Here is a 21,261-nt window from a genome sequence, read left to right on the forward strand (position 1 = left end):
GATCAGAGATGCTGGAAGGTGTGCCCATTAGCGGCACCGTTGATCTTCTGCACGGCGTCGTCGATGGGAATGTCTTGAGTGGACACTTTCGCGACGTTGTTGAACCCGCAGGCGGTCGGCACATGAGCAATGAGAAGCGCGACTGTGAGGGTGATCAGCCGTGTGGGTGGCATTAGCGCACCGCGCTTTCAGCGTTGACCGGCGGGTAATTGGTGGGGACAAGAAGGGTTTGAGTGTCGACTTGGGCGTAGCTGGCTGCGATCACCGCGGCACCGAGCGGCGCGGCGATGGCCAACACTCGCATCAGCGCGCCCCGACGGGCTGAAATGCGCACGCCCCGCGAGGACGATCGGGTCAGGGGCGGGGCTCCAAAGTTTCACTTTTCAGTGGCGTGGGTGGGCCCGGCGTTCCATCGACTGCGCGCGTTGCAGCGGTCGGCGCTGGCCGAGGTAATAGGCGGTCAGGTACACCAGAGCGAAGCCGCCAGCCGTGATGACCGACGCTACGCCGAACTGTACGAACTGTCTGCGCGCTACCGGACAACGCCCGCTCGCGTCCCCGTATCCGGTGCCGGCAGCCAGCAATGCAAGCAGCGCGGCCACCATTATCGCGACCCAAACCTCCCCTTTCCCGACCGCGAAGCCATATACGTTCCCGGCGGCGATTGCCGCTATCACCACGAGCATCCACCACATTGTTGCCGGCGTGAGGAGCCCGCTGTACGAATCCGGCGTCGGATCGGTTTCCGGCTCCGTGGAAACGTTCTCAGCGTGAGGCACGACTTCAGCGTCGGGGCGCTGCGCGCCGACCGTCAGTGAGTAAATCTTTCCGCCGATCTTGATATAGGGAGTGGCCACATAGGCCATCACCACCATCGCCGCCAAGGGCAGAATGCCCAGCGTGGCAGCGCCGTCCCACGTCGGATACGTCGACATGGCGCCAGCCACTCCTGCTGCGCATGCACAGCTCCAGTAGAGACGCCGCTGCATACTTCTGCTGATGTTGAGGAACGAGAGCATGAATCCGGCAACGAAACACAGGGCCACTACCCAGAAAAGCAAATCGCTCATCATTGACCACCTAGGCCCAACGTCACGAGCTTCTCCCCACCAATACCGCCTGCGACCGCCCCGAGAAGTCCGACAATCAAAGTCCCCTCCGGCCCCACCAACGAGCCCCACGCCGCACCGGCCGCGAATCCTCCAGCGATTCCACCGAGGCTGCGTCCACCAAGTTTGGCAATTTCCTCGCCTTTCGGAGCCCCGTGCTCGATGTTGTCGAAAGTCAATAGAGCGTCGAGTCCGATGCCGGCGTAACCAAGCCGTCGACCGAACATCTCGAGGGCTTGAGCGTCCGCTTTCGACCACACCTGAGCGCTCCCCCAATGCCTGCCGTTCGGCAGAGCCGCACCATGGGACTGCGCGCCGCCGCCCAACGCGCCGCCCCAGCCGGCTGCCCCGGCTCCCGCCTCCCGGATCACCTGCCCGGGTGTCTTTCCGCTTTGTACTTCGTCGAGCGCACGCTGGATCCCGGGCGGAGATACGCCCGCCGCTTCCAGTTGACCGGCGAAACCGCGAAGAACCGTTTCCCGGCCCTGGACCTCAAGCCTGTCGACCATCTGGGTAGCTTGATCCGGCGTTAGTGGTGGGCGGTCTGAAAAGGCTTGCCCGGATTCCAAAAAATCTTGAAGCTGACGTCTGGCTTGGGCTCGGCTACGTGCGTCGCCTCCGAGAACAGGATCGATTGGCAAGTCACCGACGATTTGAGAGTTTCGCAAGTCGTCAAGACGTTCCTGCGCTAACTGCCGCGCCGTCGGGTCCGCGTCGGGATCATTGACGATCGCCAGATCGCGTTGCTCCGCTGGATCAGCAGGATCGGCACCGGCACGCGGCTGCCCGCCATTCCCGCCGTCGGCGCCCTCATCGCCGAAGCTGAACTCGTGCAACCCCGCGCTGGCTGTGGTGAGGTTGCGGGAGATGGCGTCCTCCTCGCCGACGAGCTTGTCGACCTTAGACATGAGGAAGCTCCGGTGGTCCTCAGCTGCCTGTTCGCGTTGTTGGAGTTCCGCGGCGGAGCTGTACCAGGTGATCCTGTCGGTCACCGACCAGTCTTCACCGACGGTGAAGTTGTCGTTCTCGATTTCGTCCACGGTGTCGAGCACCGAACTCTTGTTGCCGCCCTGAGCGTCAGCGCCACGCTCGGCGATCCCCGCGAGGGTGTCGGTGACATCGACGGGCGTGCGGATCTTCACCAGGTCGAGGTAGGCGCGGTCCTGGAATGCTTCGGCACCCGAACCGGTCCAGTCGGTCCCGCCGGGCCGCAGGGAGGATTGGTGCACCTCGGTGAACGCGGACTCCCAGGTGCGCCCGAGGTTTCGCCAGGCGGCGGCGTTGGTCCGCAGGTGGTCCCAGGTGGCAGCGCGGACCTCGGACAAAGTGGGTAGACCAGACATCGAGGGCTACCGGCCTATCCCGAACCCGCCGGCTGCGCCGCCATCGATGCCCGACCCGCGCGGGGCGAGCGGAGTGAAGCCGGGCGGCAGGTCGCCGGCACTGCCGTCGCCGCCCGATCCGGCGGGCAGGTGCGAGCCCACCGCGGTGAGTCGCTGCGCGGCGTGGCCTTCCTGGTTCTCGTAGATGCTCGCCGCTTTGGTGAGCTTGGCCCCGTTCGCGGTCATCCGGGATTTGCAGGCGGTGGCGATGGTGTTCATCCCCGCATTTACCGCACTCGTCGCTGCGCCGGTGGACTGCCAGCCGGAGATGGTCACGGTGGACAGAGCCGGTGCGACCGTCGCCGCGAGGGCTTCACAACGCTGCGCCGCGGTGCGCAGACCTTCGGGTGTGACCTTGAGGGTGGGCGAGGTCATGGAGGAACTGTATTTGAAGGAGGCGACGCGGGCCACGTGACCGTCGTCCACGCGCGTGCGGTGCAGGTCGCGGGTCAGGCTTAATCGCATCGGACTCAGAGCTGTACGGTCCGGTCCGATAGAAGTACTCGCCGACGCAGCGTTCGACCGGTTCGCCGCGAAGTCCCCGGGTGTCGTGTGCCGCGGTGTGAAGATCTCTCCGCCGCGGCGAAGGCACCGACGGCCAATACCGTCCTTGACCCATGAGTTGCGGATGTCGTGATGGTGGCCGTCCCGCGTCGACATCTGCTGTGACAGTGCTCGGTTTCGGGGTCGCCTACCCGGATGGATCAAGGGCCTGTGCGCGACCAGGCCGTGTTCCGCCCGTTCTTGCGCATGGCGGTCGTCAGAATCTTCGCTCCGCCTGCGCTTTGAGCGCCTCCGGTATCACGGCACCTTCGGCTTGATCTCCTCCATCACCCACTGGGCGTAGTCGAGGTACTCGTCGACGCCGCGCACGGCCGGCAGCGGTACGGCACTGACCGTCACACCCTGTTCGCCCAGCCAGCTCAACCGGTCGATGATCTGCTGGCCGCTCATGCCCGAGCGGGCCTGCGGGTCGTCACGGCGGACATGGCCTTCCCCGACCCGGGTGGTCGCCATTCCGTGCACCACGTCGAAGGGCCGCCCGTCGTACTCCGGCTGGGATTTGATGAAGTCCACCCGTTCGCCGATCTTCTCCGGCGGGGTCAGGAAGCTCCACCAACCCGAGGCGAACTTCGCGGCCCGGCGCAACGCCGCATCCGCGTCACCGCCGATCCAGACCGGAAGATGGGGCCGCTGCACCGGCTTCGGCTCGAACGCCACCTCGTCGAAGGACACGTAGCGACCCGCGAACCGCGGCGCCTCGCTGGTCCACAGCTCGATGATCGCCGCCAGATACTCGTCGGCGATCCGTCCGCGTTCGCCGAAAGGCACACCGAGCACGCCGAACTCACGCTGCAGCCAGCCCACGCCGAAGGTGACCATCATCCGGCCGCCACTGAGCCAGTCTGCGGTGGCCAGCGCCTTGGCGAGCACGATCGGCTGGTGCAGCGGCAGCACGGTGACGCACGAATTGAGCATGATCCGCTCGGTCGCCCCGGCGAGGTAGGCCTGAGCGGCGGTCGACTGAAAGTAGTGCGGGCCGGAGAGTTCGACATGCTCGGCCGGGATGACGATGTGCTCCGGCACGGCGATCATGTCGTAGCCCAACTCATCAGCACGCTTGGCCATCCGGGTCTGGTCGGCTCCGGTGACGACCGCCTCCCACGGCTGCATCATCGCTTTCAGCCGCAGCATGTGGGGCAGGCTGAACACCAGCTTCATCCGCGGTACTCTACAACAGTAGAGAAGGTTGCGGACTAGAGTCAGTCGAACCATGCGACGTAAGCCCAACCCTGACCAGCGCCGGCGCGAACTCTGCGACACCGCGATCCGGCTGCTCGCCGACGACGGCGTGAAAGGGGTCAGCCATCTCAAGGTAGACCGCAAGGCCGGTGTACCCGATGGGACCACCTCGTTTTACTTCCGCACCCGATCGGCGCTGCTGCAGGCCGTCGCGGTCCGGGTGTCCGAGCTGGATCTCAAGGATTTGAGCGCAGCGGCGAACGAACCGTCCGGGCTGGCGGCCCTGGTGATGCGTTCGGCCACCGGGACCAGACTGGTCCGGACCAAGGCCCGCCAGGAACTGGCGTTGCAGGCGATCCGCGACCCGTTGCTCGACGAGGCGCTCCGCAGCTATCGCGATCGGTTCCTGGCACTGATCACCGACGCGGTTCTGCGATTACAGCACGGCCATCCCGACCAAGCACTGGCCGACCGACAGGCCTACGTGGTGATGATGTTCATCGGCGGTGTGCTGCAGGGGTTCGCGGCCGGGGACCGCAGGATCGGCAGCGCCGCGGAGCTGGATGCCCTGATTTCGGGCATCATCGTCGGGCTCGGCTCTTCCGCTGCTCTACGTTCATAGAGTAGTGTGGCTCACCAACATCGGAAGGATCCAGACGATGACTGCGGCACAAGATGATTCGGGTGTGCTGGCCGGCGAAGGACGGATGTTCATCGACGGCGAGCTGGTCACCACCGGCAGCGGCGCGACGTTCGACGTCGTACACCCCGCCACCGAACAGGTGGCCGGAACGGCCGCCGACGGCACCGTCGAGGACATGCAGCGCGCGGTCGGCGCGGCCCGGCGCGCGTTTGACGCAGGCGACTGGGCCCACGATGTGAATTTCCGCTACCACTGCCTGATGCAGCTGCACACCGCGCTCGAGGCCGAGAAGGAGCGGCTGCGCCGAATCCTGATCACCGAGGTGGGGTGCCCGGTCACCGTCACCGGCAGCCAGATCGAGAGTCCGATCGCCGAGGTGAAGCATTGGGCCGATCACGCCCGCGCCTTCGACTACCTGGTGGACACCGGACTGCACGACACACCGCTGGGCCCGGCGCGGCGCAAACTGCACTACGAGCCGCTCGGTGTGGTCGGTGCGATCACCCCGTGGAATGTGCCGCTGTATCTCAACATCGCCGAGACTGTCCCGGCGTTGATGGCCGGTAACACCGTCGTGCTCAAGCCGGCGCAGCTCACACCGTGGTCCGGCAGCGAGCTCGGCCGGATCGTGGCCGAGCACACCGATATTCCGGCCGGGGTGTTCAACGTCGTCACCTCGAACGCCAACGAGGTCGGTGCGGCGCTGTCGGCGGATCCCCGCGTCGACATGATCACCTTCACCGGTTCCACCGCGACCGGACGGGCCATCCTGGCCGCCGGTGCCGCCACGGTGAAGAAGACATTGCTGGAGCTCGGCGGCAAGTCGGCGCACATCGTGCTCGACGACGCGGACTTCAACTCGGCGCTGCCGATGGCCGCGATGATGGCCTGCGTCATGTCGGGCCAGAGCTGTGTGCTGCCGTCGCGGATCCTGTTGCCCCGCAGTCGCTACGACGAGGGGCTAGCGGTGCTGAAGGCGTCGATGGAGAACTTCCCGATCGGTGACCCGTGGACGCCGGGCAATATGCAGGGCCCGCAGATCAGCGAGACGCAGCGGCGCAAGGTGTTGGACCTGATCGCCTCCGGCGTGGATTCGGGTGCGCGGCTGGTCACCGGCGGCGGTATCCCGGAGCAGTTGCCCACCGGCTACTACGTGCAACCGACGCTGCTGGCCGACGTCGACCCCAACAGCCGGATCGCGCAGGAGGAGATCTTCGGTCCGGTCCTCACCGTCACGCCGTACGACACCGACGACGAAGCGGTCGCGATCGCCAACAACTCGATCTATGGACTCTCCGGTGAGGTCAGCAGCGCCGACGTGGACCGGGCGATGGCGGTGGCCACCCGGATGCGCACCGGCAACGTCAGCATCAACGCCAAGAGCCACTTCGGCATCGACAGCCCGTTCGGCGGCACCAAGCAGAGCGGCCTGGGATACCGCAACGGCACAATAGGTTTCACCGAGTACCTGCACATCAAGACCATCGGGATGCCGCAATGACGGTGCCGGCCGAAGACCGGCTGGAGATCTCCGCCCTGCTCTACCGCTACGCCCGCGCCGTCGATACGAAGGACTGGGCGCTGTACCGGTCGGTATTCACCGAAGATGCCGTCATCGACTACACCTCGGCCGGTGCCGTTAGCGGCACCCGCGACGAGGTGACCGACTGGCTGGCCGCCGCTTTTACCGCAATCCCGATGTCGATGCACTACATCACTAACATCGAGATCCTGGGACACACTGGGGACACCGCGCTGGTACGGGCGATGTTCTACAACCCGATGCAACTACCGGGCATGGCCGATCTGAGTTACTGCGGCGGCTACTACCATCATGAGCTGGTCCGTACTGCCGAGGGCTGGCGCAGCCGGAGCCTGCGCGAGGAGAACCTCTGGTTCACCAATCCGCCGGGTTAAATCGCCGGTCCAGCTTCGCCTCTCCTCCGTCGAGGCTCGCTAACCGCCGGGTTAAATCAGCGCAGGAAGTCCAGCAGTAATCTGTTGACCTGCTCGGCCTGCTCGATCTGCGGGCAGTGCCCGGCGTCGTCGACAACGACCGCCCGGCCACCCGGAATCTGATCGGCGATCTGTTTCGCCCAGCCGGCTGGTAGCAACTTGTCACAGCCGCCCTCGACCACCAGCGCCGGCACCGAGATCCGTTCGTAGCGGCGATCACTGGATGCCGGCGGGGGCGGTTCGGCGCCGGGCCGGCGAAACCGGGCGGCCGCGATCGCCTCCCAGGCGCCGGGCGCGGTGCTGGAGGCATAGCGGCGCTGCACGTAGTCCTCGTCGGCGGGATAGGCCGGATCATGAAACAGCGCCTCGACGATCCGGCGCATCGCGGGCAGGGTGGCGTCGTAGTCGTAGAGCGCGGCCATGTGCTGGTTCTGCTGGATCTCGCCGCCGCCGCAGATGGCGACCATTCGGCGCACCGGCAACAGCGGTGCCTCCGAAGTGGTGTCGACGAGCAGCATGATCGCGCCCATGGAATTGCCAACGAAATCAGCGGATTCGACGCCGAGCGCGGCGCAGAACCGCGCGACATGGCGGATCCGCATGCCCCGGCCGTCGTTGAAGTCGATGACCTTGGCCGACTCCCCGAAGCCGAGCAGGTCGGGTGCGAGCACGTGGTGTTGCTGCGCCAGGGCGGTGATAGTGCGTTCCCAACCGATTTCGGCACCGGCGCCGAACTCCCCGCCGTGCAGCAGCACCACGGCCGGGCGGGCCGGATCACCGGCTTGAAGGTAGGAGGTGCTCAGCCCGTCCACCAGGACGGTCTCTCGCGCAACCAGCAACGTCGGCTCCTTTAGTTCGGGATCAGCGGGCCGGTCGGGCGCGTCGTGGTGGCGTGCACCAGCAGTTCGGCCAGTTCGGCGGGTCGGCTCAAAAACGGCGAGTGCGACGCGTCGATGGTCAGCGGTTCCACCCCTAGTCGCTTGCAGACCAGGTCGGCCAGCCAGCGCGGGTAGGCGCGGTCCTGTTCGCAGCGAATGAAGCTGCGGCCGATCTCGGCCGCCCAGAAGTTGCCCACCGATACCGGCGCAACCGTGGTCTCGCCGAACCGTTCCGGCCCGAGCCGTTCGAAGGCCCACCGCACAGTTTCGTCATCGCAGTCGTGGTAGAAGTACTGCCGCGCACCGTCGACGTCGGCGAAGGTCATCGCGCCGTCGTCGGCGAAGTGCAGGTGGGACAGCATGTCAGCGGCGGCGGTGTCGAAGAACTCGGTTCCCTCGCTGCCCATCGTCATCGCATCGGTGTAGCTGTGTCCCTCCCGTGGCAATGCCGCGGCCAGGTAGACGATGTGGCGCACCAGCTCCGGTGCACTGTCGGCGCCCAGCGTCGCGTCGAATCCGCCGCCGGAGTGCCCGACCAGGACATCGCCGGCCTGCAGCACCGCCGCGACGGCTTCCCGCCGGTTCGCCAGGGTCGACTCCTCGTTCAGCCGAGCGCCGTGGCCGGGCAGGTCGATCGCGATGCCGGTGTGGCCGATCTTTTCCAGCTCCGCGACGGTGCGGCTCCAGCACCAGCCGGCGTGAAACCCACCGTGGACAAAGACGAATCGCATGACAACTCCCCTGCCGACTACTTGATCGCGATCGGGTTCACCGGCGACCCCACTGCGCCGGTCACCCGTAACGGCGGCGCCACCAACTGGAATTCGTACACCCCGTCGGCGGCGCAATCGGCGGCCAGCGCGCCGAGATCCCAGTACTCGCCCAGCATCATGCCCATGTCGCGCAGGCACAGCATGTGCATGGGCAGGAAGGTTCCCTCGACGCCGGACACCGGGTCCTCGACCATCAGGTTGTCGGCGGCCACTGCGGCGACATCGTGTTCGTGCAGCCACACCGCACACCGCCAGTCCAGCCCGGCGCCCGGCGCAGCACCGTCACCGGTTTGCAGAAACCGTGTCCACCAACCCGTTCGGACCAGCACAATGTCGCCGGCGGCGATCGTGACCTGCTGGGCGCGGGCGACGTCGTCGAGTTCGTCCGGGGTGATCGGGGAGCCCAGTGGCAGGAAGGTGTCCGCGCCGCGGTGGGCGACCACGTCGAGCAGCACCCCGCGGGAGGTGATGCCCTTGCCGTCGACTTTGTCGATACCGCAGTGGTAGGCGCCCAGGCTGGTCACCGAGTTCGCCGGGAAGCCGTTGTAGAGCTGGTCGTCGTAGTAGACGTGCGACAGTGCATCCCACTGGGTCGCGGCCTGCAGCGGCATGACGATCATGTCGTCGTTGAACCGGAATGGGTTGTCGACGAAGAACTTGCTCAACTGCTGGGCAACGATGTTGCGGTGCCATTCCGGCCCGTACCGCGCCAGCGTGTTCACGTCACCGCCGTCGACGGTCATGGTGTGAATCGGGTTGTGCCGAAAAGCGAATGCGCCCTGCGGGCCGGACGAGCCGAAGTCCACCCCGAGCGGGAAGACCTTGCCGTGGCGCACCAGGGCGGCGGCTTCGGCGACTTTTTCAGGCGTGATGAAGTTCAGCGTGCCCAGCTCGTCGTCGTCGCCCCAGCGCCCCCAGTTACGGACCGCCTCACCGACACGGCGGAACTCGCTCAGGCCGGCCACGAACACGCCCCGTTCGCCAGCACGGCGGCGATGCGGCCGGCGATGTTGCCGCCGTCGACCCAGAGCACCTGGCCGGTGATGTAACCGGCTGCCGGGCTGTTGAGGAACACCAGCGGGGCGGCCTGTTCGCTCGGGCTGGCCACCCGGCCCAGCGGCTTGGGGATGTCGTCGAGGTAGCTCTGACCGTAGCTACGGCGCAATTGGTCGAGGATCGGGGTTTCGGTGACTCCGGGTGCGGTGCAGTTGATCCGGATACCGCGACTCGCCAGCCGATCGGTATTGAGCATGCCGTACAGGATGATCGCCTCCTTGGCGAGCCGGTATCCGCCGTCGGCGAGCGCCTCGGGATGCGCTCGGCACCACTGCAACCCGCCGGCCAGGTCCGTGGAGTTCAGCAGGCCGGCCGTGGTCTGCGCGTTCTCCCGGTAACCGGCGGCGGCCAGCGATGAGACATTGGCGATCGCTGATCCCGCCGGCATCGCCGGCAACAGTGCCTCGGTGAGGTGGCGGGTGCCCAGGAAGTTGATCGCGACCACCCGTTCGGGGTCCCCGATGCCCGACGACACCCCGGCAACGTTGAACAGCGCATGCACGGGTGCCCGAATCGCCCCGGCCGCCTGCTCGATCGATCCCGAGTCAGCCAGATCCAGCCGGTGGAACTCGTCGACGGGCACCGCGGGCTCAACCCGGTCCAGGCCGATGACGGTCGCCCCTAGCTCAGCGAGCTGGCCCACCAGCTCCGCGCCGATTCCCGACGCGCAGCCGGTGACCACGGCCCGTCGACCGTCATAGCGCCACAGCCCGCCGGATGCGGTCATTGCTGACCGCGGTCCCGCTCTTCTCGCTCTTCTCTAGCACGCTGGGCTGCCTGGACCCGCCCCTCGTTGATCTCGGCCATGGCCTCGGGGATCTCGGTGGCGGTGAACTTGTCCCGCCCGGTCGGCAGGCCGCCGAACGAGTAGTCCTCGTCGAACTCCGGCGCGCTGGACTTCGGCCGGCGAGACTCGAGCTTCTCGAGCACCGGCGCGAGCCTTTTGGCCTTGTCGGCCACTGCCTTCTCGTCGCGTTCGATGAACTCCGGCAAGACCTGTGTGCCCATCAGTTCGATCGCCTCCATGGTCGCTTCGTGACTGCGCGGGTTGAGCAGCAGGATAATCTCGTCAACGCCGCTTTCCTCGTAGCCGCGCAGGAACTCCCGCACCATCGCCGGGGTGCCGATCGCGCCGCGGCCCGGACCGTAGGCCAGCGTCGGGTCTTTCTCGACCTCTTGGAGATAGCGCTCCCACACCCCGGTCCGGCCCGGCGTGTGCTGACCGGTCATGTAGTAGTGCATGATCCCGAAGGAGAAGAAGCCGCCGCCCACCCCGAGGCGGTCGAGGGCCTGCTCCTCGGTCGGCGCGACCATCATCGACAGGTCGCCGCCGATCGCCAGGATGTTGGGGTTCATCTGCGGGGTGGCCGGGACACCGATTTCTTCGAGTTGCTTGTAGTAGCCGTTGACCCGCTCGGCCAGCGGTCCGGGTCCGGTATAGGCGAAACTCAGGGCGCCGATGCACTTCTCGGCCGCCATTTGGATCGACGCCGGTCGAGTGCAGGCCACCCAGACCGGGGGGTGGGGCCGTTGCAGCGGCTTGGGGACGACGTTGCGGGCCGGCATCTGCACGTGCTCGCCGCTGAATCCGGTGAACGGCTCCTCGGTCATGCAGCGGATCGACACCTCGAGGGCTTCCTCCCACTGGGCGCGCTTGTCGGCTGGGTCGATGCCGAAGCCACCGAGCTCGGCGATCGAGGACCCCTCCCCCGTGCCGAACTCGACACGACCGCCCGACAGCAGGTCCAAGGTGGCGACCCGCTCGGCCACCCGGGCCGGATGGTTCACCACCGGCGGCAGGTGCATGATCCCGAAGCCGAGCCGGATGTCCTTGGTCCGCTGACTGGCCGCGGCCAGGAACATCTCGGGGGCGGTGGCGTGGCAGTACTCCTCAAGGAAGTGGTGCTCGGTGACCCACACCGTCGAGAACCCGGCCTTATCGGCCGCCTCCACCTCGTCGAGGCCGTCCTGGAAGAGCTTGTGCTCGTCGTCATCCGACCACGGACGTGGCAGCGCGAATTCGTAGAACAGTGAGATCTTCACGGGTTACCTCCTGATTGGTTGGGAGTCTGCGCGCCGAGGGGACGACGACTGCTGGAAAGATGTTGTGCTGCCACGTAACCGAACGTCATCGCCGGGCCGATGGTTGCTCCGGCTCCGGCGTAGCTGCGGCCCATCACCGGCGAAGCGGTGTTGCCCACCGCATAGAGGCCCTCGATCACCGAGTCGTCGGCGCGCAGCACCCGGGCGTGCTCATCGGTGCGCAGGCCACCGGAGGTACCGAGATCGCCCAGGATGATCTGGAACGCGTAGTAGGGCGGCTTGCCCAGCGGGTGCAGGTTGGGGTTGGGCAGGGTGGGATCGCCGTAGTAGTTGTCGTAGACGCTGTCGCCGCGGTTGAAGTCGTCGTCGTGGCCGGCGGCCGCGAGCTCGTTGAACCGGTTCGCGGTGTGCCGTAGCCGGTCGGGCGGCACACCGATCGCGGCGGCCAGCTCGTCGAAGGAGTTGGCCGCCTTGACCACCCCGGAGTCCAGCCAGGCCTGGGGTATCCGGCGCCCGGTGGGCACCGGCGCACCGGGCACCTTCGGGATCGGCAGGTGACCGGCCACCACATAGCGGTGAAAGGACCGCTGGTCGGTGATTAGCCAGCACGGGATGTGGGTGATGCCGGATTGCTGGCCGGCGATCATGGCGTGCGCGAAGTCCATGTAGGGCGCCGCCTCGTTGATGAATCGCTCCCCGTTGCCGTTGACGATGAACTGGGACGGCATCATGCGTTCGTTGAGCATGAACTGCAGGCGGCCGTCGGGCCAGCACAGCGCGGGGAACCACCACGCCTCGTCGAGCAGTTCGGTGGCGGCCCCGACGCGCTCCCCGGCCCGGATCCCGTCACCGGTGGCCAGCGGGTTGCCGAAGCTCCAATCCTGTTCCAGCACCGGCTGATACTGCTTGCGCCAGGCCATGTCGTGGTCGAATCCGCCGCTGGCCAGAATGACGCCGCGACGCGCGGTGATGCGCTGCGCTGCGCCGTCGCGGTGCACCACGGCCCCAGTGACCGCGCCCGAGCCGTCGCTGATGAGCTCGGTCATCGGTGTGTCGAGCCACAGCGGGATGTCGCGTTCGAGCATGGCCAGGCGCAGCCGCGCCGCCAGCGACTGGCCGATGGCGGCCATCCGGTCCCCGAACACCCGGGCGCGGAACATCCGCCACAGCAGTTTGACCAGCACGGCTTTGCCGCGCCATGACTGGCGCACCTGATAGAAGAGCCGAAGGTCTTTGGGCCCCAGCCAGATTCCCTTGGGGGCCAGCGCCAGCGGGGCCAGCAGGTGCTGCTCCTCGTCGCCGAGTTTGCGCAGGTCGATGGCCGGAACATTGATGGTGCTGCCCAGCTCCGACCCGCCCGGCAGTTCCGGGTAGTAGTCGGCGTAACCGGGTTTCCAGACGAATTCGAACCAGCTGCTGGCCTGCTCGAGAAACTCCATCATCCGCGGGGCCGCATCGACGTATTGCCGCAGTCGTGCCTCGTCGACCAGGCCGTCGGTGATGGCGCGCAGGTAGGTGACGACGTCGTCGGGGTCGGGGGCATAGCCCTCCCGGCGCTGCGCGGGGGCGCCGGGCACCCAGATGCCGCCGCCGGACAGGGCGGTGGATCCGCCGAAGTACGCCGACTTCTCCACCACCAGGGTGTCCAGTCGGCGGGCGTCGGCGGCCAGCGCTGCGGTCATACCGCCGCCGCCGGAGCCGATCACCAGCACGTCGACGACATGCTCTGTTTGGGTCATCCGCTCACCTCCGTGCGTTCTGCGGTGCGGATGGCGAACCCGGCGATCAGTTCCGGGGCCGGGCGGTAGTAGCGGTCGACGGTGCGGTAGCCGCCCTGAGCCGCCAGGGCGGCGAACGCCGCGGCCCAGGTGCGGATCTCGTGTGCGGAGCCACCGCCGGCCTCGGTGATGAAAGCGTTCGACCAGTCGGCGAGCTCATCGAGCCGCCCGCTGTCGAGGAGGGACAGGAACCGTTGATCGAAGTCGGGGTTCAGCGGCGCGAGGTCGTTGGTTCCGGCCGCGAAGTCGCGCGCCGCCGCGATGACCGCGTCCTGGCGGGCCTGCCGCTGCTCAGCGCTCATCGCGGTGCCGTGCAGCAGCCGGTCTCGGGTGACCGGCGGCGCGGTCGCCAGGGTGGGGATCGGCGGGTCATGCGAGAGTCCACCGGATCCCAGGATCAGCACCCGCAGATCCAGGGTGGCCAGATAGTCGCCGACCGCGGCGCCCAGGGCGCGGGCACGGTGGATCGGCCCCAACGGGGCGGCGACGGCGTTGATGAAGATCGGGATCACCGGGCATGCGGTGGCGTCACCGAACAGTCGCTGCAGTGGCTGCACCATGGCGTGGTCGACGTCCATGCCGGCCGAAACGGCCACATCCACACCGTGATCCAGCACCGCCGCGGCGCAGTCGGCGGCCAGATCCGCGGCGACGTTCAGGGGGCCGGCATAGGTGCCGTAGTCGCCGATGCCCTGCGCGGAGGTGCCGATGCAGAACGGCGGCATCAGCCGCAGGAAGAAGCCGTTGTAGTGATCCGGCGCGAACACCACCGTCAGCTGCGGGTCGAAGTCGGCGACGAACGCCGCGGCCTGATCGATCGCGGTCTCGATGTCGTGCATCAGCTCAGGGGGCGGTCCCGGCAGATTCAGCAGCGGGCTGTGGGACATGCAGCACAGGGCCAGTGCCATCGGGGCGATCACCCCCTTCGGCAGGCAGAGCCGGGCCGAGGGCCAAGGCACCGAAGAGCTGAGCGCTCACCTCGGGTGCGCGCTGGGCGATGCAGGCGGCGGCGATGCAGCGGTCCGGACGCAGGAACAGCACCGACTCGGCGTGGCGGTCGAACCAGGACTTCAACGCCCCGCTGCGATCACCGACGATGGTGATCGCCGGGTCGTCTTCGGCTCCCGGCGGGGTCCAGTGCAGCTGAGTCGAGGGCCGAACGGCGATGAAGCTGGCCCCCAAGGCTTTCCATCGTCCGAAGGCTTCTTCTCCGAGCAGGATGCGGGGATTGTTGTTCCAGGCCAGCACCGCGAAGCCGGTGCCGATCACGTCGTCGAGCAGGAGATCCGTTGCGGTGCGGGTGTCCACGCGGGGCTGAATGAACAGGGTTCCGGCCGGCGAGTCGGGACGGCGGGGCTGGTCGTGGACGACCGCACCCTGTTCGTAGCGCGGCATCGGTTTGAACCGCATCTCCAGCACGTAGCGCTTGAGCGTTGGCACCGCCGAGGCGGCGCGAATCACCCGGTCCCGCACGGCGGCGACCCGGCGATTGGTCGGGGAGATCACTTTGCCCACCATCGTGGACAGGTCGATCATCGCCCGGGCGTGCTTGCGGCGTTCGGTGTCGTAGCTGTCCAGCAGGCTCGGCTGCGCCTGCCCGCGAACCACGGCGGCCAGCTTCCAGCCGAGGTTCATCGCATCGCGGATCCCGCTGTTGTAGCCCTGGCCCTGCCAGACCGGCATGAGATGGGCGGCGTCACCGGCCAGCAGCAGCCGGCCGCGGCGGAACGCGCCGGCGATCCGGGAGTGGTGGGTGTACACCCGGTGCCGGATCACGTCGACGTCGTGCGGACGGGGCAGGAAGGGGGCCAGCATCGCCGCGACGAATTCCGGGTCCTCGGCCTGCTCGTCGGTTTCGTCGGCGTGGATCATGAACTCGAAGCGCCGGATGCCGTGCGCGATCGAGATCGAGGCGTACGGGCGCGCCGGGTCGGCCCCGACCTCACTGTTGGGATGGCCCAGTGGGTCGTTGGCGACATCGACGACCAGCCAGCGGGTGGAAGATGTGGTGCCGTCGAAGGAGACGCCCATCAGCCGGCGGGTGGCGCTGCGGCCGCCGTCGCAGCCGACGACGTAGCGGGCGGCCACCTCGGCCGGCTCGCTACCGCCCAACTGCACCGTGACTCCGTCGGTCTCCTCAGCGCACCCGGTCATCGGACGGCCCCACAGCACCTGGACGTGCTCGAAGCGCTCCAGGCCGCGCAGCAGCTCGGCGTCGACCAGTGGCTGCACGAAACCGTTGCGTTTGGGCCAGCCGAAACAGGCGTCGGCGGGCGCCATTTCGGCCAGCAACCGTCGCCTGCCGTCGAAGAACCGCAGGATCTGGTTCGGCACGGTATGCGGCAGAACGGCATCGACCAAGCCGATCGCCTGGAACGTGCGCAAGGACTCGTCGTCGAGCCCGACCCCCCGGGGATAGTCGATGAGCGTGACGCGGTCCTCGACCACCAGGGTGCGAACCCCTTGCAGTCCAAGGATATTGGCCAGGGTGAGGCCGACCGGGCCGGCACCGACCACCACGACGTCGACATCACTGAGTGCGGTCACCTCAGCGCCCCAGCAGGAAGTCCAGGTGAAGGCGGTCGAAAGTCTCGGCGTCCTCGTACTGGGGCCAGTGGCCGCAACCGGGCATCAGCTCGAAGCGGGAGCCCGGAATCATCGACGCGATCCGCTTGCCCTCCGCGACGTCGGCGGTCGGGTCGTCACTGGTCCAGACCACCAGCGTGGGCGCGGTGATCTTGCCGTACTCGCCGGGCCCCAGCAGGTTGCGGGCCCGGATCTCCGGGTCCTGCAGCGCCATGATGTCGCGCATCGCGTCGACGAATCCGGGCAGCCGGTAGATCCGCTGCCGGCTGGCCACGATGTCGTCGTAGTCCTTGGACTTGTCGGCCATCAGCCACTTGATGCGAGCCTGGACGGTTTCCCAGTCGGGGTTCTCGACGGCGGCCATCGACAGGGTGATGATCCGCTTCATCACCTCGGGGTCGGCCTGGGAACCGCCCGCGGTGTTGAGCACCAGACGGGCGACCCGGTCGGGGTGGTCGATGGCGGCGCGCGCCGCTACCCAGCCGCCGAGCGATTCACCGCTGATGCTGGCCTGATCGGCGCCGATGGCGTCCAGCACCGCGATCAAGTGTGCGACGTAGTGCGGGATCTCCAGCGGATGGCCGGGTTTGTCGGTATAGCCGTGGCCGAGCATGTCGATGGACCAGGTCCAGAAATGCTCGGCGTGGGCGGCCAGATTGCGGACGTAGGCCTCGGCGTGCCCGCCGGAGCCGTGCAGCAGCATCAGCACCGGTTTGGCGGGATCGCCGGCGCGCAGGTAGCGGGTGCGAACGCCGCCCGCGTCCAGATACCCCTGCTCGAACGCGACGCCCTGAAGATCGCTCCAGATGCTCTCGAACTCCGGCACCGGCCACCTCTCCCCTGCACTGCGCGGAAATACGATTCTCGTATTCCGGCATATTTTGCGTGCTTTTATCGCACATGAACGTACGTTATATTGAAGAGCATCACTCTCAAATGGGGGTATGTCAAGGAGGCCGCTGCTGATGACCACGCTGAAGTCCGACGCGGCCGCCGACACCGCTCCCGGGTCGCAGACCCTGGCTCGGGGGCTGGCCGCATTACAGGCGGTGGCCGCCACGCCCGAGGGATTGACGATCCAGCAGATCGCCGACCAGATCGGCGTGCACCGGACCATTGCCTACCGCCTGCTGAACACTCTGACCAGCTACCGGCTGGTGGCCAAGGGAGAAGACGGCCGGTTCCGCTCGGCCGCCGCCCTGGCCGTCCTCGGCGCCTCGTTCGACAACAACCTGCGCCAGCTGAGCCTGCCGACGCTGCGCGCGCTCGCCGACGAACTCGGGACCACGGTGTCGCTGCTGGTGGCCGAGGGCGACCAGCAGGTGGCCGTCGCCGTCATCGTGCCCACCCAGGTCGGTTACCAGCTGGCGTTCCACGAGGGCAGTCGCCATCCGCTCAGCCTGGGCGCTGCCGGGATCGCGCTGTTGGCCGCGATGCCGCGGCGCCCGGACGAACGCGAGATCGTCCCGCAGACCCGCGAGCGGGGCTGGGTGGTCACCCACGGCGAGATCGAGCCCGGGACCTTCGGACTGGCGGTGCCGGTGCGCCGCCGCCCTCCCGCGCCGCCTACCTGCATCAACCTGATCTCGCATCGCGAGGATGTCGTGCTGGGTGGCCGAGCTGCCGTGCTGGCGGCGGCCGCCCGGCTGTCCGAGATCCTCAGCTGAAACCCGCTGTGCCCGAAAGGAAAACGTCATTGACAGTCGGTGATTGGGACGACGAGTTCGACGTGGTGGTGCTGGGCACCGGCGGCGCCGGGCTCACCGCCGCCCTCACCGCGGCGGTGAACGGCGCATCGGTCGCCGTCTACGAGAAGGCCGCGACCGTGGGGGGCACCACCGCGGTCTCCGGTGGTATCGCCTGGATCCCCGCGCACAACCGGGTTCCCGGATTGACCGTCGACGCCGCGCTGGACTACCTGCGGGCGCAGTCGTTCGGCGCGATGGACGAGGAGTTGGTCGCGACCTTCGTACAGACCGGCCAGGAGATGGTCGACTTCGTCGAGAAGCACAGCGACGTCTGCTTCGAGGTCGCCTCCGGATTCCCGGACTACAAGCCGGAGCTGCCCGGCGGGCGCCCGGGAGGTGGGCGTTCGCTGAGCCCACTGCCCTACGATATGTTCCGGCTGGGCCCCTGGAAAGACTGGCAGGACCGCATCACCGCGTTCCCGGCCGACTACAGCAACGTCGGGTTCGACGCCGAGACCCGCGCCCGGCTGCACGCCGACATCGGCAACGGAGCCGACGATCTCTGCGTGGCGGGCACCGCGCTGATCGCCGGGCTGCTCAAGGGCCTGCTGGATGCCGGCGTGACGCCGGCGACCAACTGTCGTGGCGTCGAGCTCATCGCCGGGGCCGACCACGGCATCGCGGGCGTGCGGGTCGAGCACGACGGCACGTCGCGCCGGGTGCGCGCCCGGCGGGGCGTGATCCTGGCCAACGGCGGATTCGAATGGGACACCGCCCTGGTGGAGGCATTCCTGCGGGGACCGATGCGGGGCGCGGTATCACCACCGGCCAACACCGGCGACGCACTGCGCATGGCGATGGCCCACGGCGCCGACCTGGCCAACATGGGCGAGGCGTGGTGGGTTCCGATCGTCCGGATCCCCGGCGACACCATCGGCGGCAAGCAGCGCAGCCGCAGTGTTCGACTGGAGCGCACCCGCCCGCGCAGCATCATCGTCAACCGGTCCGGGCGCCGGTTCGTCAACGAGGCCTGCGACTACAACTCGATGGCCGGCGCCTTCCACTATCTGGAGCCCCGCGGCGGCTACGTCAACGATCCGGCGTGGATCGTGTTCGACGCGGAGCACCTGCGCCGCTACGGTTTCCTCGGCGTCGCGCCCGCCGGCACCCCACCGGACTGGTTCTGCGAATCCCCCGACCTGTCCAGCCTGGCCGCCAAGACCGGCATCGACGCCCAGGGTCTGCACAGCACGGTGGCGGCCTGGAATCGCGGTGTCGCGGCGGGCGTGGATCCCGAGTTCGGGCGGGGCGCCAGCGCCTACGACGGCTACTGGGGCGACGACCAGGCCGATACCCCGGCCGGCCGCACCCTCGGCCCGATCGACACCGCGCCGTACTACGCCGTGCCGCTGTCGGTGGGGGCGATGGGCACCAAGGGCGGGCCGCGCACCGACCACGACGGCCGGGTCCTGCACGTCAGCGGGCGGCCGATCCGGGGTCTGTTCGCCGCGGGCAATGCGATGGCCGGGGTGACCGGCCGGGCCTACGGTGGGGCGGGCGGCACCATCGGCCCGGCGATGGTGTTCGGGTTCCGCGCCGGACGTGCGGCGGCCGCCGGCGATGCGGCCACTTGAGCACAATTCGCTCAGCACCAGCCAAGCGGAAATGCTATTCTTCCGCGCAAAGAATTCGAATCTTTGGCAGTGCCGCTCCGGCTGGCGCCCAGCAGTGGAGGAGTCCGTGAGAGCCCGGTTGAATCTCGGCGCGCCGCTGCTGGCGGGGGGCGTGGCGATCGCTGCCTCGCTGACGGCCGCTACGCCGGCGAGCGCCGATGATGCGGCGCCGCACCGGGTCCGCTACCTGGTCAGCGCGACACAAACCGCGCAGGCGTACGTCTACTACCGCGAGGTCCAGCCGCCCAACTTCGGCGAGTACAGCCACAACCCCTACCAATACAGTCCGCGTGCCGATGTCACCATCGGGCCGAACCAGCCCTGGATCTTCGAGACCACCCTGGCCGACCCACAGGACTGGGCGATGGTGGTAGTCACGCTGCCCGGCATGCATCCCGAGTTGGCCTCGCCCGGGTTTGTCTGCGAACTGCGTATCGACGACGTCGTGGTCGCCACCGACGCAGGTACCAAGGGGGCGCTCTGCTCGCTCCGCACCTGGTGAGAGCCCTGGTGCTACCGTTTCGGCCTGGGTGGACAACGGACAGGAGGGCGTATGCCGTCGCGTGATCCGGCGAAACCGGGGGGTCCCAGAAAGCACGCCGGAAAGCATGCCGCCGAGGGCGCCTCGAAGGATGCGCTGACGCTGGCGGAAGCCGAGGCGAAGGCCGCCGAGGCGGCAGCGGAGTTGGCCCGCGCCCGCGCGGAGCTGCTCAAGGCGCAGCAGGGGCCCGAGCCGGGATCCACCCGAACGGCCGAGCTGGAAACCGCACCGGACGTCGAGGCGTCCGAGGCTGCCGAGCAGGCTTCCGGCGCCGACGAGGGTGCCGTCGAGGAACCGGCTGAGCAGCCGCGCAAGTTCGTCAGCATCTGGAGACGACTGCGATGGGTGGCGGCGACGCTGGCCGTGCTCGCCATCGGCGGGTTCCTCGCCGTTGATGTGCTGATGCTGTCCCACCATCGCGACGTCGCACAGCGTCAGCATCAACTGGGCGAGTACGCCGCGGCCGCGCGGCAGGGCGTGGTGACGCTGATGTCGTTGAACTACGAGACCGTCGACGACGACGTCAAGGCGATCCTGGACAACTCGACCGGTGAGTTCAAGAAGGACTTCGAAGCCCACGCCGGCGACTTCGCCAAGGTGGCCCGCGAGTCCAAAACCGTCACCACTATCGACACGGCGGTCGCGGGCGTGGAGTCGATGTCGGACAACGAGGCGGTGGTGCTGGTCGCGGCCACCACCAAGGTCACCAACACCGCCGGAGCGAAAGAGGAACCGCGCAGCTGGCGCCTCACCGTGCACCTGGCGCGTGAAGGCGACCAGGTCAAGATGTCGAAGGTGGACTTCGCGGCATGAGCGAACCCGATGAAGACGACGTGACACTCGATGCGGCCGATGCCGCGGAGCCTGCCGAACAGGTGGCCGACGAGGCACCGGCCGAGCAATCCCAAGCCGGCCCGACCGTCTCAACGGCGCGCTGGATCGCTGCCGCGCTGGGCGGGCTGCTGTTGGCGTCGGCGGGGCTGGCCGGCTGGCTGTACTTCGGTGTGCTGCGGGCAGATCAACAACTCGGCCCCGCGGGCGAACAAGCCGTGATGGCCGCTGCCGCCGACGGCGCGGTCGCCGTGTTGACCTACGCCCCGAAGACGATGGAGCAGGATTTCGCCGCCGCCGAGAGCCACCTCACCGGTGACTTCCTCTCGCATTACACCGATTTCACCCAGAAGGTCGTCACCCCGGCGGTCAAAGAGAAGGAAGTGCAGACGATCGCCGCCGTGGTCCGCAAGGGCATCGTGTCGTTGCGTCCCGGCTCCGCCGAAGTGCTGATCTATCTCAACCAGACGACGATCAGCAAGACGAACCCCGACGGCTCCTACTCGATGAGCAGCGTCAAGGTCGGCTTGGAGAAGCACGGCGACCGGTGGCTGATCTCCTCGTTCGATCCGGTGTAACCG

Annotated in this window: 23 protein-coding genes; 8 read left to right on the forward strand and 15 right to left on the reverse strand. The window is 67.7% G+C overall.

The features are described from left to right. Positions 1 to 2 precede the first annotated feature (2 nt). The 6 genes from AC5Y31_RS06350 to AC5Y31_RS06375 form a co-directional block, all read right to left on the reverse strand. On the reverse strand, positions 3 to 173 hold the full coding sequence (locus AC5Y31_RS06350) for a hypothetical protein (RefSeq protein WP_499979020.1): 171 nt from the start codon (positions 171 to 173) through the stop codon (positions 3 to 5). Beyond that, the gene (locus tag AC5Y31_RS06355; RefSeq protein ID WP_286167707.1) at positions 173 to 304 is read right to left on the reverse strand and encodes a hypothetical protein; all 132 of its coding nucleotides are present in this window, start codon (positions 302 to 304) and stop codon (positions 173 to 175) included. The genes AC5Y31_RS06350 and AC5Y31_RS06355 overlap by 1 nt, the downstream gene beginning before the upstream one ends. A 79-nt stretch (positions 305 to 383) precedes the next feature. After that, complete coding sequence (locus AC5Y31_RS06360) at positions 384 to 1,070, reverse strand: hypothetical protein (protein ID WP_499979022.1); 687 nt, start codon at positions 1,068 to 1,070, stop codon at positions 384 to 386. After that, a complete protein-coding gene (locus AC5Y31_RS06365) occupies positions 1,070 to 2,434 on the reverse strand; it encodes a hypothetical protein (protein WP_499979023.1) in 1,365 nt (454 codons plus the stop codon). The genes AC5Y31_RS06360 and AC5Y31_RS06365 overlap by 1 nt, the downstream gene beginning before the upstream one ends. Before the next feature lie 24 nt (positions 2,435 to 2,458). Further along, on the reverse strand, positions 2,459 to 2,866 hold the full coding sequence (locus AC5Y31_RS06370) for a type VII secretion target (RefSeq protein ID WP_499979025.1): 408 nt from the start codon (positions 2,864 to 2,866) through the stop codon (positions 2,459 to 2,461). A 426-nt stretch (positions 2,867 to 3,292) separates the two neighbouring features. Next, positions 3,293 to 4,213, reverse strand: a complete 921-nt coding sequence (locus tag AC5Y31_RS06375; protein ID WP_499979027.1) for a TIGR03619 family F420-dependent LLM class oxidoreductase — start codon at positions 4,211 to 4,213, stop codon at positions 3,293 to 3,295. A 52-nt stretch (positions 4,214 to 4,265) separates the two neighbouring features. On the opposite strand from AC5Y31_RS06375, the gene AC5Y31_RS06380 reads away from it, so the two are divergent. The 3 genes from AC5Y31_RS06380 to AC5Y31_RS06390 are packed head-to-tail and all read left to right on the forward strand — an operon-like array spanning position 4,266 to position 6,794. Next, positions 4,266 to 4,856, forward strand: coding sequence for a TetR/AcrR family transcriptional regulator (locus AC5Y31_RS06380; RefSeq protein WP_499979029.1), 591 nt, complete (start codon positions 4,266 to 4,268; stop codon positions 4,854 to 4,856). Between the two features lie 37 nt (positions 4,857 to 4,893). Continuing rightward, on the forward strand, positions 4,894 to 6,378 hold the full coding sequence (locus AC5Y31_RS06385) for an aldehyde dehydrogenase family protein (RefSeq protein ID WP_499979031.1): 1,485 nt from the start codon (positions 4,894 to 4,896) through the stop codon (positions 6,376 to 6,378). Further along, positions 6,375 to 6,794 carry a nuclear transport factor 2 family protein gene (locus AC5Y31_RS06390; protein ID WP_499979032.1) on the forward strand — a complete coding sequence of 140 codons (420 nt, stop codon included), beginning with the start codon at positions 6,375 to 6,377 and terminating at the stop codon, positions 6,792 to 6,794. Before AC5Y31_RS06385 ends, AC5Y31_RS06390 begins: the two co-directional genes overlap by 4 nt. Positions 6,795 to 6,850: 56 nt before the next feature. On the opposite strand, the gene AC5Y31_RS06395 is transcribed toward AC5Y31_RS06390, so the two are convergent. Genes AC5Y31_RS06395 through AC5Y31_RS06435 form a run of 9 tightly spaced genes read right to left on the reverse strand, consistent with a single transcriptional unit; the run spans position 6,851 to position 16,773 of the window. Beyond that, on the reverse strand, positions 6,851 to 7,672 hold the full coding sequence (locus AC5Y31_RS06395) for an alpha/beta fold hydrolase (protein ID WP_301633600.1): 822 nt from the start codon (positions 7,670 to 7,672) through the stop codon (positions 6,851 to 6,853). 11 nt (positions 7,673 to 7,683) lie between these two features. Beyond that, positions 7,684 to 8,442 carry an alpha/beta fold hydrolase gene (locus AC5Y31_RS06400; RefSeq protein WP_301633599.1) on the reverse strand — a complete coding sequence of 253 codons (759 nt, stop codon included), beginning with the start codon at positions 8,440 to 8,442 and terminating at the stop codon, positions 7,684 to 7,686. Between the two features lie 17 nt (positions 8,443 to 8,459). Continuing rightward, complete coding sequence (locus AC5Y31_RS06405; RefSeq protein WP_301633598.1) at positions 8,460 to 9,449, reverse strand: cyclase family protein; 990 nt, start codon at positions 9,447 to 9,449, stop codon at positions 8,460 to 8,462. Beyond that, complete coding sequence (locus AC5Y31_RS06410; protein WP_499979034.1) at positions 9,437 to 10,267, reverse strand: coniferyl-alcohol dehydrogenase; 831 nt, start codon at positions 10,265 to 10,267, stop codon at positions 9,437 to 9,439. The genes AC5Y31_RS06405 and AC5Y31_RS06410 overlap by 13 nt, the downstream gene beginning before the upstream one ends. Then, positions 10,264 to 11,583 carry an LLM class flavin-dependent oxidoreductase gene (locus AC5Y31_RS06415; RefSeq protein WP_499979036.1) on the reverse strand — a complete coding sequence of 440 codons (1,320 nt, stop codon included), beginning with the start codon at positions 11,581 to 11,583 and terminating at the stop codon, positions 10,264 to 10,266. Before AC5Y31_RS06415 ends, AC5Y31_RS06410 begins: the two co-directional genes overlap by 4 nt. Then, positions 11,580 to 13,322 (reverse strand): FAD-binding protein, encoded by a 1,743-nt coding sequence (locus tag AC5Y31_RS06420; RefSeq protein WP_499979038.1) that lies wholly within the window; start codon positions 13,320 to 13,322, stop codon positions 11,580 to 11,582. The genes AC5Y31_RS06415 and AC5Y31_RS06420 overlap by 4 nt, the downstream gene beginning before the upstream one ends. After that, entirely contained in the window at positions 13,319 to 14,248 is a 930-nt protein-coding gene (locus tag AC5Y31_RS06425; RefSeq protein ID WP_499979040.1) for a 3-carboxyethylcatechol 2,3-dioxygenase, read from the reverse strand. Before AC5Y31_RS06425 ends, AC5Y31_RS06420 begins: the two co-directional genes overlap by 4 nt. Then, the gene (locus tag AC5Y31_RS06430) at positions 14,205 to 15,908 is read right to left on the reverse strand and encodes a bifunctional 3-(3-hydroxy-phenyl)propionate/3-hydroxycinnamic acid hydroxylase (RefSeq protein ID WP_499979042.1); all 1,704 of its coding nucleotides are present in this window, start codon (positions 15,906 to 15,908) and stop codon (positions 14,205 to 14,207) included. Before AC5Y31_RS06430 ends, AC5Y31_RS06425 begins: the two co-directional genes overlap by 44 nt. Position 15,909: 1 nt before the next feature. Continuing rightward, positions 15,910 to 16,773 carry an alpha/beta fold hydrolase gene (locus AC5Y31_RS06435; protein ID WP_065023236.1) on the reverse strand — a complete coding sequence of 288 codons (864 nt, stop codon included), beginning with the start codon at positions 16,771 to 16,773 and terminating at the stop codon, positions 15,910 to 15,912. 139 nt (positions 16,774 to 16,912) lie between these two features. Between AC5Y31_RS06435 and AC5Y31_RS06440 the strand changes: the two genes are divergently transcribed. The 5 genes from AC5Y31_RS06440 to AC5Y31_RS06460 all read left to right on the forward strand — a co-directional run bounded on the left by AC5Y31_RS06440 (position 16,913) and on the right by AC5Y31_RS06460 (position 21,258). Beyond that, positions 16,913 to 17,614, forward strand: a complete 702-nt coding sequence (locus AC5Y31_RS06440; protein ID WP_301633587.1) for an IclR family transcriptional regulator domain-containing protein — start codon at positions 16,913 to 16,915, stop codon at positions 17,612 to 17,614. A gap of 29 nt (positions 17,615 to 17,643) precedes the next feature. Continuing rightward, positions 17,644 to 19,269 carry an FAD-dependent oxidoreductase gene (locus AC5Y31_RS06445; protein ID WP_499979045.1) on the forward strand — a complete coding sequence of 542 codons (1,626 nt, stop codon included), beginning with the start codon at positions 17,644 to 17,646 and terminating at the stop codon, positions 19,267 to 19,269. Between the two features lie 106 nt (positions 19,270 to 19,375). Next, positions 19,376 to 19,810 carry an Rv2576c family protein gene (locus tag AC5Y31_RS06450; protein ID WP_499979047.1) on the forward strand — a complete coding sequence of 145 codons (435 nt, stop codon included), beginning with the start codon at positions 19,376 to 19,378 and terminating at the stop codon, positions 19,808 to 19,810. A 51-nt stretch (positions 19,811 to 19,861) separates the two neighbouring features. Next, a complete protein-coding gene (locus AC5Y31_RS06455; protein ID WP_499979048.1) occupies positions 19,862 to 20,662 on the forward strand; it encodes an Rv1363c family protein in 801 nt (266 codons plus the stop codon). Then, positions 20,659 to 21,258, forward strand: coding sequence for a twin-arginine translocation pathway signal (locus AC5Y31_RS06460; protein ID WP_499979049.1), 600 nt, complete (start codon positions 20,659 to 20,661; stop codon positions 21,256 to 21,258). Before AC5Y31_RS06455 ends, AC5Y31_RS06460 begins: the two co-directional genes overlap by 4 nt. Positions 21,259 to 21,261: the final 3 nt, after the last annotated feature.

The sequence above is a fragment of the Mycobacterium sp. NGS18 genome (genome assembly GCF_059813185.1).

Coding starts and splice junctions, on each gene's coding strand:
- AC5Y31_RS06350 (WP_499979020.1), bottom strand. CDS start 173: ATGCCACCCACACGGCTGATCACCCTCACAGTCGCGCTTCTCATTGCT.
- AC5Y31_RS06355 (WP_286167707.1), bottom strand. CDS start 304: ATGCGAGTGTTGGCCATCGCCGCGCCGCTCGGTGCCGCGGTGATCGCA.
- AC5Y31_RS06360 (WP_499979022.1), bottom strand. CDS start 1,070: ATGAGCGATTTGCTTTTCTGGGTAGTGGCCCTGTGTTTCGTTGCCGGA.
- AC5Y31_RS06370 (WP_499979025.1), bottom strand. CDS start 2,866: ATGACCTCGCCCACCCTCAAGGTCACACCCGAAGGTCTGCGCACCGCG.
- AC5Y31_RS06375 (WP_499979027.1), bottom strand. CDS start 4,213: ATGAAGCTGGTGTTCAGCCTGCCCCACATGCTGCGGCTGAAAGCGATG.
- AC5Y31_RS06380 (WP_499979029.1), top strand. CDS start 4,266: ATGCGACGTAAGCCCAACCCTGACCAGCGCCGGCGCGAACTCTGCGAC.
- AC5Y31_RS06385 (WP_499979031.1), top strand. CDS start 4,894: ATGACTGCGGCACAAGATGATTCGGGTGTGCTGGCCGGCGAAGGACGG.
- AC5Y31_RS06390 (WP_499979032.1), top strand. CDS start 6,375: ATGACGGTGCCGGCCGAAGACCGGCTGGAGATCTCCGCCCTGCTCTAC.
- AC5Y31_RS06400 (WP_301633599.1), bottom strand. CDS start 8,442: ATGCGATTCGTCTTTGTCCACGGTGGGTTTCACGCCGGCTGGTGCTGG.
- AC5Y31_RS06410 (WP_499979034.1), bottom strand. CDS start 10,267: ATGACCGCATCCGGCGGGCTGTGGCGCTATGACGGTCGACGGGCCGTG.
- AC5Y31_RS06420 (WP_499979038.1), bottom strand. CDS start 13,322: ATGACCCAAACAGAGCATGTCGTCGACGTGCTGGTGATCGGCTCCGGC.
- AC5Y31_RS06425 (WP_499979040.1), bottom strand. CDS start 14,248: ATGTCCCACAGCCCGCTGCTGAATCTGCCGGGACCGCCCCCTGAGCTG.
- AC5Y31_RS06440 (WP_301633587.1), top strand. CDS start 16,913: ATGACCACGCTGAAGTCCGACGCGGCCGCCGACACCGCTCCCGGGTCG.
- AC5Y31_RS06455 (WP_499979048.1), top strand. CDS start 19,862: ATGCCGTCGCGTGATCCGGCGAAACCGGGGGGTCCCAGAAAGCACGCC.
- AC5Y31_RS06460 (WP_499979049.1), top strand. CDS start 20,659: ATGAGCGAACCCGATGAAGACGACGTGACACTCGATGCGGCCGATGCC.